This is a genomic window from Pseudorhodoferax sp. LjRoot39, from assembly GCF_964253035.1.
Taxonomy (GTDB): Bacteria; Pseudomonadota; Gammaproteobacteria; order Burkholderiales; family Burkholderiaceae_C; genus Pseudorhodoferax.
The window spans coordinates 3,185,397-3,199,623 of sequence record NZ_CAXUQL020000001.1 but is presented as its reverse complement, the minus strand read 5'-3'; the positions used below and the strand labels follow the sequence as shown (position 1 = coordinate 3,199,623).

Sequence of the window (14,227 nt, the reverse complement as noted above, 5' to 3'; positions counted from 1 at the left end):
AGTCCGCGTCGCGGACTACATGGCGCGGGCCTGCACACCGGCAGCCGTTGCGGGCCCGCCGGTGTCAAGCTGGCGGGAGTGCCACTCTTCTCGACAGGATCTCCCCCATGCCCGCCCCGCATCCGCGCCCTCGCCTTCCCGCCTTCTGTGCGATCACCGCCCTGGCCTTGCTCGCCGGTTGTGGCGAGACCTCGCGGCTGCCGGAGACCGGCGTGGCCGGCTCGGCGCCGCAGCTGCCCGCGCCCAGCACCAGCCTGTTCCCCACCGTGAAGGTCGCGCCCGTGCAGGGCTGGCCCGCCGACGCCATGCCCAAGCCGGCACCGGGCATGTCGGTCACCGCCTTCGCGCGCGGCCTGGACCATCCACGCTGGATCACCACCTTGCCCAACGGCGACGTGCTGGTGGCCGAGAGCAACAAGCCGGCCAACGCTGGCGAAGGCAAGAAGCCATCCATCCGCGGCTGGGTGCAGGGCCTGTTCATGAAGCGTGCCGGCGCCGCCGTGCCGAGCGCCGACCGCATCACGCTGCTGCGCGATGCCGACGGCGACGGCGTGGCCGAGGTGCGCAGCGTGCTGCTGCAGGGCCTGACCTCACCGTTCGGCATGGTGCTGGTGGGCCAGACGCTGTTCATCGCCAATGCGGATGCGGTGGTGAGCGTGCCCTACCAGAGCGGCCAGACGCAGATCACGGCGCAGCCGACCAAGCTCGTGGATCTGCCGTCGAAGATCAACCACCACTGGACCAAGAACCTGATCGCCAGTGCCGACGGCAGCAAGCTGTACGTGACGGTGGGCTCCAACAGCAACATCGGCGAGAACGGCCTGGAGAACGAGCAAGGCCGGGCCGCCATCTGGGAAGTCGACGCGCAGACCGGCCAGCACCGCGTCTACGCCTCGGGCCTGCGCAACCCGAACGGCCTGGCCTGGCACGGCGGCAGGCTGTGGACCGTGGTCAACGAGCGCGACGAACTCGGCAACGACCTCGTGCCCGACTACCTGACAGCGGTCGAGGACGGCGCCTTCTACGGCTGGCCCTGGAGCTACTTCGGCCAGCACGTGGACGACCGCGTGCAGCCGCCGCGGCCCGACATGGTGGCCAAGGCCCGCGTGCCCGACTACGCGCTGGGCGCGCACGTGGCGCCGCTGGGGCTGGCGATCGGCGACAGCCAGGCGCTGGGCGGCAAGTTCGGCACCGGCGCCTTCATCGGCAACCACGGCTCGTGGAACCGCAAGCCGCCCAGCGGCTACAAGGTGGTGTTCGTGTCCTTCGTGGATGGCAAGCCGCAGGGGCTGCCGCGCGACGTGCTGACCGGCTTCCTGAGCGAGGACGGCAAGGCGCTGGGGCGGCCCGTGGGGGTGGCGTTGGACCAGCGCGGGGGGTTGCTCGTGGCCGATGACGTGGGCAACGCCGTGTGGCGGGTGGCCGCGGAAGGGCGCTGAGAGGACGGCACGCGACCGCCGACACGGCGCAATGCCGAACGCAGTGCCCACAGGCCTCCTGAGGCGAGGCGTGCATCAGGCTGGCGAGCCGCGCCTGGCGAAGTAGCGCCCCGGCGATTCCCCGAAGGCCCGCCGGAACATGGCGATGAAGTTGCTCGGCGTGGCATAGCCCAGCGCATCGGAGACCTGCGCGACCGGCTCGCCCCGGGCCAGGGCTTCCAGCGCATGGACCAGGCCCGCCTGCTGGCGCCACTGTGCGAAGCCCATGCCCAGTTCGGCCTGGCACAGCCGCGACAGGCTGCGCGGCGACAGCCCTGCCCAGGCGCCCCATTCGTCGAGCGTGCGCGCGTCGCCCGGCGCCTGCAGCACGGCGTGGGCGATGCGGACCAGGCGCCGGTCCTGCGGCATGGGCAAGTGCAAGGGCTCGTGCGGCGCCGTGCGCAGCTCGTCCAGCAGCACGGCACCCAGGCGCCGCTGCGCCGGCGACAGCCTGTCCTGGCCGCCCCATTGCACCGCGCGGCGCACCAGGCAGCGCATCAGCTCGCTGACCCCCACCACGCAAGGCGCCTTCGGCAGCGAACGCGCGGCCGAAGGCGCCACGAGCACATTCCAGCCGCTCATCACCCCGCTGATGCTGGCCATGTGCGGTACGCCGGGCGGCACCCAGCCCGCCCGGTGCGGCGGCAGCAACCAGGACCCCTGCGGCGTGCGCACATGCACCAGGCCGTTCTCGATGCAGAAGACCTGGCCGCGCAGATGCTGGTGCCAGCCAGTCTCGCGTGTGCCCAGCTCGAACTCGCTGCCGGTCTGCGCGCTGCCCCGGACCGCGACCAGCGGCGGGCCGTCGGCCCGCTCGCTGATCTCGAGCAGCGCCATGTTGGGCGACACGGCAGGGGCGGCAGAGGCGACATCGGGTGGCACGGCGGACATGGCTGGATTTCATTGTTGAATGTCCAAACAACGTTATCAGCTTACGTGCCCGGGGCACCACACTGGCCACTCCGAACCACTGGAGTCCCCATGCGTACCGCCGCACTGTCCCCACCCGCGCCCCTGCTGCGCGCAAACCTGCCACCCTGGCTGGTCGTTGCCATCGCCTGCCTCGCCTCGTTCATGGTCGTCATGGACGGATCCATCGTGAACGTGGCCCTGCCCGCCATGCAGCGCGACCTGCACTTGTCGCCCGAGGCCCAGCAGTGGGTCATCGACGCCTACCTGCTGAGCTTCGGCGGCTGCATGCTGCTGGCGGCCCGGGCGGGCGATCTCTACGGCCGGCGGCCGGTGCTGCAGGCCGGGCTGGTCCTGTTCACCATCGCCAGCCTGGCAGGCGGCCTGGCCCGCGATGCCGGCCTGCTGCTGGCCGCCCGTGCGGCGCAGGGCCTGGGTGCCGCCGTCCTGGCCACCTCCTCCATGACACTGGTCATGGCCGCCACGCACCACGACAAGCAGGCGCGCGCCAGCGCGCTGTCCTGGTGGGCCGCGCTGAACTCGGCCGGTTTCGCGCTGGGCGTGGTGATCGGCGGCATGCTGACCGAAGGCGCGGGCTGGCGCTGGGTGATGTTCGTGAACGTGCCGATCGGCCTGTTGCTGAGCGCAGGCGTCGCCTGCAGCCTGCTGCCGCCGCGCGCCCAGGCCACGCGCCCGGCGCTGGACCTGCCCGGTGCGCTGCTGTCCACGCTGGGCAGCGCGGCGCTGGTCTACGGCATCACGCAGTCCACGACCCAGGGCTGGGGCTCGCCTGCGGTGCTGGGCGCCCTGGTGCTGGCACTTGGCGCCTTCCTGCTGTTCTTGCGCGCGGAACGCCGCAGCGAACAGCCGCTGGTGCGGCTGGCCATCTTCCAGGTACCCGGCCTGGCCGCCGGCAACCTGCTGATGCTGTGCCTGGGCGGGTTGCTGGCGGCGTCGATCTACCTGATCTCCAGCACCCTGCAGCAGGGCGCCGGCTACAGCCCCCGCGAGACCGGCCTGGCGATGCTGCCCATGGGCGTCGCATTGGCGGCAGTGCGCCTGCTGTTCACGCGCTCCATCGGTGCTGGTGCATCCCGGCGGCTGCCGCTGTGGGGTGCGTTGGTGGCCGCGGCAGGTCTGGCATGGCTGGCACAGATGCCACCGCAGCCGGCGTTCTGGGTGGACGTGCTCGGCCCCACGCTGGCCACGGGTGCCGGCCTCGGCATGGTGATCCTGGCAGCCACGCACGCGGTGAGCGCCGGCGTCCCGGTCCACGATGCCGGCATGGCCTCGGGCCTGGCCAACACGGCGCGGCAACTGGGCGGGGCCCTGGGCGTGGCGGCGCTCGCCACCCTGCTGCATTCCGTCGTGCAGGCCCAGCCGGAGTCCGCTGGACCGCAGGCCGCACTGCTGGCGGGCAGCCATGCGGCGTTCCTGGCCGCCTCGGGGCTCGCACTGCTGTGCGGGTTGATCTCCCTGCGTCTCACGCCACGGGCTTGAGGCGCACCTTCATTCGAATGGACAACGCTGTGACCTTGAAAACGACCGACTTCAGCATCCACGACGTCTCCCGCTTCCCGCTGGTTCTGGCGAGCGCCGAGACACCCCCTGGCTACGCGGCACGGTGGGCAGCGGAGCTGCAGGCACTGATCGCGCACGGACGGCCGTTCGTGGTGGTGCTCGCACATGCGAGAGCCGAGGAATCCCATGAAGACCGCAAGCAACGCGGCATCTGGCTCAAGCACAACAAGCAGGCGCTGGCGGCGCTGTGCAAGGCAGTGATCAGCGTGGAACCGGATGCCGTCAGGCGGGCGGCGCTGCTGGCCCAGTCGATGCTCGCCGAGAAGGCCTTCGGCGTGCCGATGCGCACGGTTTGCACGGTGGAGCAAGCCTTCGCCGAGGGTTCCCGCCTGTTGGGCGTGTAGGCGCGGCGGACCACGCCGCGCCAGCGGCCTGTGTCCGCTCCCTTCACCGCGGTGGGAACATTCTGGTTGCTCGCTGCACCGCTGTAGCCGATGCCGCCGTAGACGGTCGTGCGGTGGTTCGGGTCGTATTGCAGGCGCGTGATCGCCGTCTTGCGCTTGTCGGCCGACTCCACGCCGGGGTGTAAGCGGGAGCGCTTGTCCGGCATTGCGGGCAGTTGCCTGATGCCGGTACTGCGGATTCCGGTGGATGTGCACAGTGGTTTCGGCGACGTGAACGCGCAGTTCGGCGCTTATGGACACCGACGGACACCGACCTGTCTGGGCGTGCTCCGTCCAGCGAGCAGTTGCGTGGGATCCTCGGTACCGGCAATCGGCCATCGGACTAAACCGCTCGCGCGGTAGGCGCTCCGCGCGACGCGTGGCCGCTTGATTCCCGCGTTGCTGCCACCGTCGATGTCGAGGCAATCCCGCCTCGCTCATCGACGGAGCTGCAACCATGGACACGATCATTCCGGCGGTCACGCCGCTGCGCCAGCGCATGCTCGAAGACATGCGCATCCGCAAGCTGGATCCACGCACGCAGGTGGCCTACATCCGGGCCGTGCGCAAGCTGGCCGCTTACCTGCACCGCTCGCCGGACACGGCCAGCGTGGAAGACCTGCGCAACTTCCAACTGCACCTGGTGGACTCGGGCACTTCGCCCATGACGCTGAACGCCACGCAGACCGGCCTGCGTTTCTTCTTCGACGTCACGCTGCAGCGCGTGGACCTGATGGCCCGCATGCATCCGGTCAAGCTGCCGCACAAGGTGCCCGTGGTGCTCAGCGTGCAGGAGACCACGCGCCTGATCGCCGCGGCCACCAACGTCAAGCACCAGGCCGCGCTGTCGGTTGCCTATGGCGCGGGCCTGCGCGCCAGCGAGGTCGTCCACCTGAAGGTCACCGACGTGGATGGCGAGCGCATGACGTTGAGGGTGGAGCAAGGCAAGGGCCGCAAGGACCGCTACGCGATGCTCAGCCCGGTGTTGCTGCAGCGTCTGCGCACCTGGTGGCGCGTCGCCAATGCGCAGGGCCGCATGCGGCCCGGTGGCTGGCTGTTCCCGGGCATGGACCCGACCGACCCACTGACGCCGCGCCAGCTCAACCGCGCCATTCATGCGGCCGCTGAAGCGGCCGGTATCGACAAGCGCGTCTCCACACACACGCTGCGCCACGGGTTCGCAACGCACCTGCTGGAGCGCAAGGTGGACATTCGCGTGATCCAGGTGCTGCTGGGCCACAAGCGGCTGGAGACGACGGCGATCTACACCCACGTGGCCACCGATCTGCTGCGCGAGGTGATCGGCCCGCTGGAGCCGCTGCCGCCGTCCTGAGGTGCAGCCATGGGACGGCCAGCCCTGGAGGTGGCCGATGTCTTCCACCAGCATGGCCCGGCCTGGCGTGCCGCCCAGCGCGGCCACCTGAGCCTGGGCCAGCTCAAGGTCATGTCGGCCATCGCACAGTGCCGCAGCGCGGCGCTGGGTGGCCACGTGCTGCGCTGCGAAGGCTGCGGTACCGACCAGGTCTCCTACAACTCCTGCCGCAACCGGCACTGCCCCAAGTGCCAGAGCGCGGCGGCACAGCGCTGGCTCGATGCGCGCCAGGCCGATCTGCTGCCGGTGGAGTATTACCACGTGGTGTTCACGCTGCCGGCGCCCGTGGCGGACATCGCGTACCAGAACAAGGCGGTGCTCTATGGGCTGCTGTTCGACCTGGCCGCCGAGGTGCTGCTGACCATCGCCGCCGATCCGAAGCACCTGGGCGCCAGGATCGGGGCGACACTGGTGCTGCACACCTGGGGCTCTGCGCTGACGCACCATCCGCACGTGCACGGCATCGTGCCCGGCGGTGGGCTGGCCCCCGATGGCAAGACCTGGGTGGCGTGCCGGCCTGGCTTCTTCCTGCCGGTGCGGGTGCTGTCGCGCCTGTTCCGAAGGCGCTTCCTTGAAGAGCTGTGGCGGCTGCACGCGGGCGGCAAGCTGCAGTTCTTCGGCGAGCAGGCCACCCTTGCCGGCGCACCGGCCTTCAAGCGCTGGCTGGCACCGCTGCGCCGGGTCGAGTGGGTGGTCTACGCTAAGCGTCCCTTCGCCGGGCCGCAGTCCGTGCTGGCCTATCTGTCGCGCTACACCCACCGGGTGGCGATCTCCAACAGCCGGCTGCTGGCGATGGACGAGCGCGGCGTGACGTTCCGCTGGAAGGACTACCGCGCCAAGGGCCGCACGCGCCACAAGGCCATGACGCTGGATCCGGCGGAGTTCATGCGCCGCTTCTTGCTACACGTACTGCCTGCAGGCCTGCACCGCATCCGTCACTACGGGTTGCTGGCCAACGGCTGCCGCACGGCCAGCCTGGCGTTGGCGCGCGAGCTGCTCCAGGCTCCGCCAGCGCCCCTCGCGGCGGACAGTGACGCTGCTGCGTCGGCCCCGCCAGCTGCCACCTTCATCTGCCGGCACTGCGGGCAGGCAATGAGCATCTTGCTGGTCTTCATGCGCGGCATGGCCATCCGCGCACCGCCGCCATGACCAGCGACGGCACGCACGGATCGCAACACGCGCTGATCGGCCAGTGGCCTGCACCGGCTGGGCAATCGTGCGCGTGGCAGCTGCGTCACCATCGTGGACCACAGTTGGCCGGCTGCTGCTGGTCCATCCGATCAGGCGGCGCCGTCATGGGCGGCGCCATCCGGCATGCGCGGACCCACAGCCTGGCCGCCAGGACCAGCATCGCGTTGCTCAAATCCCCATAGCCTGCCGCGGCAAACTGCCGCAGCGACGCAATCCGCGGTTTCCTCCCTCGAGGCTTGTGCGACACCTGCCCTCAGGTCGTGGCTCATCCACGACCTGCGGCTTGCCGGGCAGGTATCTCACAACCCTAAACAACTGCAGTCGTCCGCCGCAGAGCCTTGAATGACTGTTCCTGCCCATAGCGGTCGTTTACGGCCAGGCTGCCGATGCACCGCCTTCGGCAAGGCACCGTATTTCAGTTCAAGACACGTGTGTGCATAAACCCCTCAGAGAGACAGACCCCGCTTGCAGGGGTCCGATTGAGGCCAGATAGCTGCGCCCGCGCTCCAGCATGTCTCCTCGCCCATAGAAAAGAATCTGCACAACCTTCTTGAACTCGTATTTCACGGCGCGCGATATATCAATCGGGCATACCTGCTAGCCACAGCGGTCTCTTGGCCCAACGTTTCGGTTCCATGACACTTCGTGACATGACGGACCATGGAGACAACAAGTCCGGCAGAGGCGCGGTCGTTCGGAGCCGCATTGTTCGAACACTCCTCGTTGTTGCCGCACTTTTCGCTTGGGGCTCTCCAGCAGGACAGCTCCTAGGATTTCGCGCTTCAGATCCGCTTACGTTGGTCGTGCCCTATGGACCTGGGGGTTCTATCGATATCGTTGGCCGAACGATGGCCAGCGCGATGTCGGAAGAGCTGCAACGGCCCGTGGTCGTTCTGAACAAGGCCGGCGCGGCAGGCGCCATCGGGATGGCTGCGCTGGCTCGGTCTCCTGCAGACGGCAAAGTCGTGGGGATGGGAACAGTTTCCACTCTGGCTGTGCTGCCTGCCGCGCGCGGGGCCGTTCCCTATTCCGCTGCCTCGTTTGAGCCGGTCGGCCTCATTGCCAGTGCTCCGGCAGCTGTCTTGGTATCGGCGAGGATGGGCGTCGAGACGCTCGACGAACTCATTGCAGTGGCACGGGCCCAGCCGGGCACATTCAACTTCGGTTCGGTTGGGGATGGCAGCGTTGTTCATCTGACCGGGCAAATGTTCATGGCCGCCACAGGGGTGGACCTGGCGCATGTACCGTACAACAGCGTGACCAAGCTGTTGCCGGACCTGGCGGCGGGCCGCATACATGTGCTCTTCGACCAGCTCAGCGCAGTGCCAGCAGCGTACCTCCAGTCCGGAGCCGTGCGAATCCTTGCCATCCTGGGCCCGAGAGCGCCGGGTTACCCGCCCGACGTGCCGACCGCAGCACAAGCGGGCCTCCCTGGTCTTCAGGTCCAGTTCTGGTCCGGGTTGCTGGCTCCAGCAGGCACTCCCCGAGCCGACATCGACAAGATCAATGCGGCCCTGAACGAAGCCTTGGGTGACGAGAAGGTGAGAGCCGCTTTTGGCAACCTCGGTCTGCGTGTTGAAGGCGGAACGCCTGAGAAGTTCCGCGAGCTGATTCGGCGAGAACAGTTCCTGTGGGGCAGCGCTGCCGAAGCCGCATTATGGAAGGCGAATGCGCCGAACCAAGAACGGTCGAGCCCCCAAAGGTAGGGGACCAAAGGAGGAAGACATGAGCCGCCTCGAGAAACTGAAAACGACGATCCCTTCGGCAGGCATGCGCGCACAGCCACGCGCCCGTTTGCACGGTTTGATGGATGCGTGCACCGAGCGTCCCGTGACGGTGATCTCGGCACCCGCCGGCTTCGGCAAGACCACACTGGTCGCAGACTGGAGCTCCCACGGAGAAGCCACACCCCTGGTCGCCTGGGTATCGCTGGATGCCAAGGATCGAAACGGTCCGCGGTTGCTTCACCACATTCTTGCGGCTCTGAGGCGCCATCACCCCGGCGTGTCTGCGGACGTCACCGGCATGCTTGCGCGTGGCCAGGACGCCGACCCATTGGACCTCCTGAGCTACCTTCTGGAGGACCTGCGCGAATGGAACACGCCGGTCATCATCGTCCTCGACGACTTTCAGTTCGTCGATGGCCGCGCCATCGCGCGTGCTCTGCAGTTCGCGGTCCCACATCTTCCCGAGACGGTGCGTCTTGTGTTGATCACCCGCCAGCGCCCGTGCTTGCCGTTGGCCAGCTGGCGCGCCAAAGGCTGGCTGTCGGAAATCGGTCTGCGCGACCTCCGTTTCGATGCGGCCGAGGCGCAGAGGCTATGCAGCGCGTCCGGAATGTCGATCGGTGAAGACGAGGCGCAGGCCCTCCAGGACAGCACCGATGGCTGGCCAGCGATGCTGCAGCTTGCCATTTCGTCCGCACGCCATCGCGGCGATCCCGGTGAGTTCCCAGGATCAAAGGAGGGCGCAACGGCAATCTCTGGACGGCACCCCTACGTGGTCGAGTTCGTCGAAGTGGAGATCCTGCGCAGTCTGCCGCCACGCCTGATGACGTTTCTGCAAGCCTGCGGACTTCTGGGCCAGGTCAACGAATCCCTGTGCGCAACGGTGACAGGCGACAGCTGCGTCAGCGCGCTCATCGACCTGCTGCTACAGCATCACCTTCTCGAAGCAGCAGATGGCCGGGCGCCCGGCAGCTATCGGGTGCCTCGGGTCCTCCGTGACGCGCTCAGCACAGCCATTCCCATCTCGTCTGCAAAGCAATTTCATGCGCGAGCCGCCGCCTGGCATGAACAGCAAGGGAACCCGATCTGCGCACTGGACCATGCGCTTGCCGCCAGTGACATCGACGCATGCGTGCGCCTGCTGAGCGGGACGCTGGACCATGCGTTGCAATCTGGGGACGTTCACGCTTTCCTGGCGCGGCTCGACACCCTTCCGGATCACGTCGTTCTGGAGAATGTCGACCTGGCCGGCTGTAAGGCCTGGCTCCTGTGCCTGGTTGGCCGCAACGAAGAGGCCCACCAGTACGCAGAGCTGGCGATGAAGCAGAAGCGTCGCCCTGCCGACGGCGATCACGGAGCGGTGCTGGACGTCTTCCGTGCCTACTACGAGCTGAACTGGGGCGATGCGCGCGCTGCTTGCGATGCTGCGCAGACTGCGCTGGCGCATCTCGCGCCCGAAAGCGTCTCGTTGCGCATCCTCGCAGGCAGTTTCCTAGGACAAGCGCTGGTCATGACCGGTCGACCCACCGAGGCCATTCCCGCCTGGCGTTCCGCACTGCAACTCGGATACGGCCCGATGGGTCGCCCGACCAAAGCCATCGATGTTTTGTTCCATCTGGTCCCGCTGCTTGTGGAGCAGGGCCAGCTCCGTGAAGCACGGGTGCTCTGCGAGGATGCCGTGCAGCAGCACTGTGGTCCCCGCGGCCTGCCCGACGCGCTTTCAGGCCCTGCACACGTGGTGCATGCCCTGGTTCTGCACGAACTGCACGAACTGAAGGCCGCGCGTGAGGCCGCGGAGTCGGGCTTGGCGCTGTGCCGTGCGCGTGGCGTTGTCTACTACGAACTGCACGCGCACAGGGTGCTGGCAAAAATCCAATGGGCGCAGGGAGAGCGCGAGCTGGCGTGGGGTGCACTCGCACGCTCCCGCGAACGGCTGCTCGTGGCCCATAGCCCCCGGCGAGCCGGCGTCATCGAGTTGCTTGCGGCAGAGCTGCACGTCGCCGCTGGACAGGTTCTGCCAGCGTTGCAGGCGCTGAGCTACCCGGGCTTCGCCGTCGGGCGGGCCGGCAGCGGCATCTGCCTGCTGCGCGCGAAAGTGATGCTGCTGCAGCACAAGCCACAGGACGCTCTTCACTTCCTTGGTCGACTGGACGACACCGCGCGCAAGTTCGGTTTCGACGGCACGCGCATCTTGATCGAGGTGTTGCAAGCACGCTGCTGGCAGCTGATTGGCAACAGATCGTCAGAGCGTCGTGCCCTTGAACGGGCCCTGGTCCTGGCATCGTTCAACGGCGCGCGAAGGGCATTGCTGGAAGAGGGCGAGCCGTTGTCCGCGACGATGGCCACATTGAGCGGCATCCCCGCGGAAGTGGTCGCGATGCTGCCGACGGGCAGCGCTGCGCGGCCCGCTGGCTCCGATTCGAACGCAGGCCTACCGCCGGCGCTGCTGGACCCCTTGACGAAACGGGACGTCGAAGTCCTGTCTCTTCTCGACCGGGGCTACCGCAACCAGGAAATTGCGGAAGAACTGGAGCTCACCATCGGAACGACTAAACAGTACGTGAACCGGCTGTTTGCCAAGCTTGGCGTACGAAACCGGGTGGAGGCCGTGTCGATCGGGCGCAAGATGCTGCTGTTGCGCTAGCCGCGGCCCCGGCTGACGCGCCGGGGCTCTCGCAGCGCAGGCCGGCCGCGCTACTCCAGTTCGATCTTCGCGCGCTTGATGATGGCTTCATGCCGCTTCGTTTCTGCCTGGATGAAGGTCTCGGTCTGCGCGCGGTCTAGCGACAGCTCCACATACCCCAGCAGCGCGTAGCGGTCCTGCACGTCCTTGCTGGCCACAGCCTCCGCGATGTCCTGGCGGATCTTTTCGCTGACTGCCGCTGGCAGCCCCTTAGGCGCAGCGATCACGTTCCAGCCGCTGACTTCGTAGTCCTTCGGGCCACCGGCCTCGGCCACGGTGGGCACGTCGGGATAGGCCGACAGGCGCTGCGGCGCGCTCACCGCCAGATACCGCACCTTGCCCGCCTTGTACATCGGGCTGGTCGTGCCTGCTGTGCCCTGGGTGACCGGCAGTTCGCCCGTGGCCACGGCCGTGTAGAGCTGCGAGGTCTCCTTGTAGACCACATGCTGCATCGACGTGCCGGTGAGGTGCTGGAACTCCTCCATGCCCAGGTGCACCGGGTTGCCGATGGACCAGGAGCCGTAGTCGATCTTGCCGGGGTTCGCCTTCGCATCGGCGACCACATCGCCCACGGTCTTGTACTTGCTGGTGCTGGGAACGACGAACATCATGTAGGCCTTCCACAGCGTGGCCTGCACATCGAAGTCTTTCGCCGGGTCGTACGGCAGCTTCTTGAACAGGTAGGGGTAGGCGGCGACGTGCACGCTGTCCAGCTGGATCAGGTCATGCCCATCCTTGGCGCCGCGCTTGAACGCGTCGATGGCGATGAAGCCGTTGCCGCCAGGCCGGTTCTCCACGATGACCGACTGCCCCCACTTACGCGAGAGCTTCTCGGCCAGCACGCGGGCGATGGTGTCCGGCGCACCTCCGGTGGGATACGGCGTGATCAGCCGCACCGTGCGTGTCGGCCATTTGGCGGCGTCCTGGGCTTGCCCTGGAGCGCTGAAAGAAGATGCGACCAGGGCGACTGCCATCGCCGACAGATTGAACAAAGCGGTGCGCCGCTTGGCGGGGAACTCTTTCACGATGTGTCTCCTATTCGGGGTCAGCAATGGTTGAACAGGCGCCGACCTTGGAATTGTCTGGCGCCTTCTTCATGCTTCGAGGGTGCATGTACGCGCTTGCAGGCGCGTACGGCTGGCTTCAGGGCGCGGCCACCAGGATCGCCTGGCTGAACTCCGATGTCTGGCCGTTGCTGACCCTCGTCGCAGTGGCGGTGAAGTAGACCGACTTGGTGCCATCCTTCAGAGGGTCGCTTGTTCCGGTGGGGAAGCTGAACGTCAGCGTGCCGTTGGCATCGGTGCTGACCTCCAGCTTGCCGAGGTAGACCTCACCCTCGCCCCAGCCGTCGACCACGCCGGGCTTGTGGCTGGCAAAGAACTCGATCACGAAGGCCGTGCTGGGCCGCGAGGCCAGCGTGCCATTGACCGTGAAGCCGGAGGGCTGCCAGGTCGAGGCTGTCAGCACCGGGTAGTTCTGGCGCGTGTCGCAGTCGGCGTAGCCGTCCGTGCAGTTCGCGACCAGGTCGTTCGCGACATGGCCTGTGGAGCCGTTCAGACTGATGCCCAGACGCGCGTTCAACCAGTTGGCGTTGGTGCTGCAGATGCCACCGGCATTGCACAGCGAGATGTCCTTGCCCTGGTCCCACACCAGGTTGCGGCTCAGCGTGATGGCACCGCCCCGCGTAGAGATGCCGAGCCGGTTGCTGTGCACCACATTGTCGTAGACCTTGTTGCCGCTGCCGCTCATGGTGAAGGCGATCGAATTGCCGTACAGCGTGTTGCGCGCGATCTCGTGGTTGTTGCCGCCGATCTGCAAGGCCTCGGCGAAGCCCGAGGCCTCGTTGTCGAACACCTTGTTGTTGCTCGAACTCAGGATCTCGATGGCCTGCGAGGGCACGATGCCCTGCGCATCGATGACGAACTTGTTGAACTGGATCAGCGTGTTCTCGCTGCCCCGCGCCACGTCCATGGAGTCGCTGTTGTTGAGGAAGACGTTGTATTCGACGATGTTGTCCACGCTCAGGCCGCTGGTGGCGCTGCCGGCCGTATCGCCCGCGTCGCCCGTCACGAGCACGCCGGCCGCGCCGCGGTTGTTGACCAGCTTCATGTGGTGCACATGGTTGGCCTTGCTGCGCAACAGCATGATGCCGGAACAGAAGTTGCGGACCTCGAAGCCGGTGATCTCCACGTTGCCCGTATCGACCACGGCCAGGCCCGGGTTGCGCAACGAGCGCACGTTGGCGCCGAAGCCCGAGGTCTGGCCCGGGCAGGCGACCGGATTGCCGGCCTCGTTCAGGATGCCGGTGTCGTACAGCGCCGAACCATCGAGCGCCACCGTCGGCGTGCCTTCGCCGGTCCAGGGACCTTCGATGCGCGCCGGGCCGACCAGGACCGGCAGCTCGGTCGTGGGCTTGATCTCCAGCCCGCCGGCCGGTGGCGTCAGCACTATGCGGTAGGTGCCGGGATTCGCATTGCTGCGCTGGATGGCCCAGCGCAGCGTGCCTTCGCTGCCGTCGTCGCCGGCCTTGGTCACGGCCAGCGGCGTGCGCGGGTCCGAGGGCGTCGGCGTTTCGGGCTGCGCGTCCTCGCTGCCGCTGCCGCCGCAGGCCGCCAGGAGCAGGCCTGAGCCCAGCAACGTTGCCAGCGCACGCACATAGATTTTCGGCCGATGGGCCATGGTGTTTCCCCTTTGGATTCGTTGTTCAGGACTGGTCGCCGCCATCGAGCAGCTGGCCGAGTCTTGATTCCGCATCCGACCCTGCGCTACTAACCTTGGTTAGCACCGCCGGCCACCGTACTCTGGGGAATACCCGCAGCCCGGAAGTTAACCCTGGTTAGGCGACGCAGCGCACCCCGCCCGGAAAAATTCCGCCGTTCACTTAACAGGGAGGCGCGATGGGG

Annotated in this window: 10 protein-coding genes; 7 read left to right on the top strand and 3 right to left on the bottom strand. The window is 67.4% G+C overall.

The genetic code is table 11. The features are described 5' to 3' along the window. The first annotated feature begins 107 nt into the window (after nucleotides 1–107). Complete coding sequence (locus tag ACSQ4M_RS14965) at nucleotides 108–1,439, top strand: PQQ-dependent sugar dehydrogenase (RefSeq protein WP_436190243.1); 1,332 nt, start codon at nucleotides 108–110, stop codon at nucleotides 1,437–1,439. 75 nt (nucleotides 1,440–1,514) lie between these two features. Here ACSQ4M_RS14965 and ACSQ4M_RS14960 read toward each other — a convergent pair whose 3' ends face one another. Continuing rightward, nucleotides 1,515–2,315 carry an AraC family transcriptional regulator gene (locus ACSQ4M_RS14960; RefSeq protein WP_436194016.1) on the bottom strand — a complete coding sequence of 267 codons (801 nt, stop codon included), beginning with the start codon at nucleotides 2,313–2,315 and terminating at the stop codon, nucleotides 1,515–1,517. Between the two features lie 144 nt (nucleotides 2,316–2,459). Here ACSQ4M_RS14960 and ACSQ4M_RS14955 point away from each other — a divergent pair, with 144 nt between their 5' ends. From ACSQ4M_RS14955 to ACSQ4M_RS14930, 6 genes are all read left to right on the top strand, one after another. Then, complete coding sequence (locus ACSQ4M_RS14955) at nucleotides 2,460–3,887, top strand: MFS transporter (RefSeq protein ID WP_436190242.1); 1,428 nt, start codon at nucleotides 2,460–2,462, stop codon at nucleotides 3,885–3,887. Nucleotides 3,888–3,916: 29 nt separating this feature from the next. After that, entirely contained in the window at nucleotides 3,917–4,312 is a 396-nt protein-coding gene (locus ACSQ4M_RS14950) for a hypothetical protein (protein ID WP_436190241.1), read from the top strand. 496 nt (nucleotides 4,313–4,808) lie between these two features. Continuing rightward, nucleotides 4,809–5,684: a tyrosine-type recombinase/integrase gene (locus tag ACSQ4M_RS14945; protein WP_436190226.1), complete on the top strand. Its 876-nt coding sequence runs from the start codon at nucleotides 4,809–4,811 to the stop codon at nucleotides 5,682–5,684. A gap of 9 nt (nucleotides 5,685–5,693) precedes the next feature. Beyond that, a complete protein-coding gene (locus ACSQ4M_RS14940; RefSeq protein WP_436190227.1) occupies nucleotides 5,694–6,872 on the top strand; it encodes an IS91 family transposase in 1,179 nt (392 codons plus the stop codon). Between the two features lie 677 nt (nucleotides 6,873–7,549). Continuing rightward, a complete protein-coding gene (locus tag ACSQ4M_RS14935; protein ID WP_436190240.1) occupies nucleotides 7,550–8,620 on the top strand; it encodes a Bug family tripartite tricarboxylate transporter substrate binding protein in 1,071 nt (356 codons plus the stop codon). A gap of 19 nt (nucleotides 8,621–8,639) precedes the next feature. Further along, nucleotides 8,640–11,285 carry a LuxR C-terminal-related transcriptional regulator gene (locus ACSQ4M_RS14930; RefSeq protein WP_436190239.1) on the top strand — a complete coding sequence of 882 codons (2,646 nt, stop codon included), beginning with the start codon at nucleotides 8,640–8,642 and terminating at the stop codon, nucleotides 11,283–11,285. Between the two features lie 50 nt (nucleotides 11,286–11,335). Here ACSQ4M_RS14930 and ACSQ4M_RS14925 read toward each other — a convergent pair whose 3' ends face one another. Both ACSQ4M_RS14925 and ACSQ4M_RS14920 read right to left on the bottom strand, forming a co-directional pair. Continuing rightward, nucleotides 11,336–12,349: a Bug family tripartite tricarboxylate transporter substrate binding protein gene (locus ACSQ4M_RS14925; protein WP_436190238.1), complete on the bottom strand. Its 1,014-nt coding sequence runs from the start codon at nucleotides 12,347–12,349 to the stop codon at nucleotides 11,336–11,338. Nucleotides 12,350–12,467: 118 nt separating this feature from the next. Further along, entirely contained in the window at nucleotides 12,468–14,003 is a 1,536-nt protein-coding gene (locus tag ACSQ4M_RS14920; RefSeq protein WP_436190237.1) for a NosD domain-containing protein, read from the bottom strand. Nucleotides 14,004–14,227: the final 224 nt, after the last annotated feature.

Excerpts from the sequence above, each read along its gene's own strand:
- ACSQ4M_RS14965 (WP_436190243.1), top strand. The coding sequence starts at position 108 with ATGCCCGCCCCGCATCCGCGCCCTCGCCTTCCCGCCTTCTGTGCGATC.
- ACSQ4M_RS14960 (WP_436194016.1), bottom strand. The coding sequence starts at position 2,315 with ATGGCGCTGCTCGAGATCAGCGAGCGGGCCGACGGCCCGCCGCTGGTC.
- ACSQ4M_RS14955 (WP_436190242.1), top strand. The coding sequence starts at position 2,460 with ATGCGTACCGCCGCACTGTCCCCACCCGCGCCCCTGCTGCGCGCAAAC.
- ACSQ4M_RS14945 (WP_436190226.1), top strand. The coding sequence starts at position 4,809 with ATGGACACGATCATTCCGGCGGTCACGCCGCTGCGCCAGCGCATGCTC.
- ACSQ4M_RS14940 (WP_436190227.1), top strand. The coding sequence starts at position 5,694 with ATGGGACGGCCAGCCCTGGAGGTGGCCGATGTCTTCCACCAGCATGGC.
- ACSQ4M_RS14935 (WP_436190240.1), top strand. The coding sequence starts at position 7,550 with ATGACACTTCGTGACATGACGGACCATGGAGACAACAAGTCCGGCAGA.
- ACSQ4M_RS14930 (WP_436190239.1), top strand. The coding sequence starts at position 8,640 with ATGAGCCGCCTCGAGAAACTGAAAACGACGATCCCTTCGGCAGGCATG.
- ACSQ4M_RS14920 (WP_436190237.1), bottom strand. The coding sequence starts at position 14,003 with ATGGCCCATCGGCCGAAAATCTATGTGCGTGCGCTGGCAACGTTGCTG.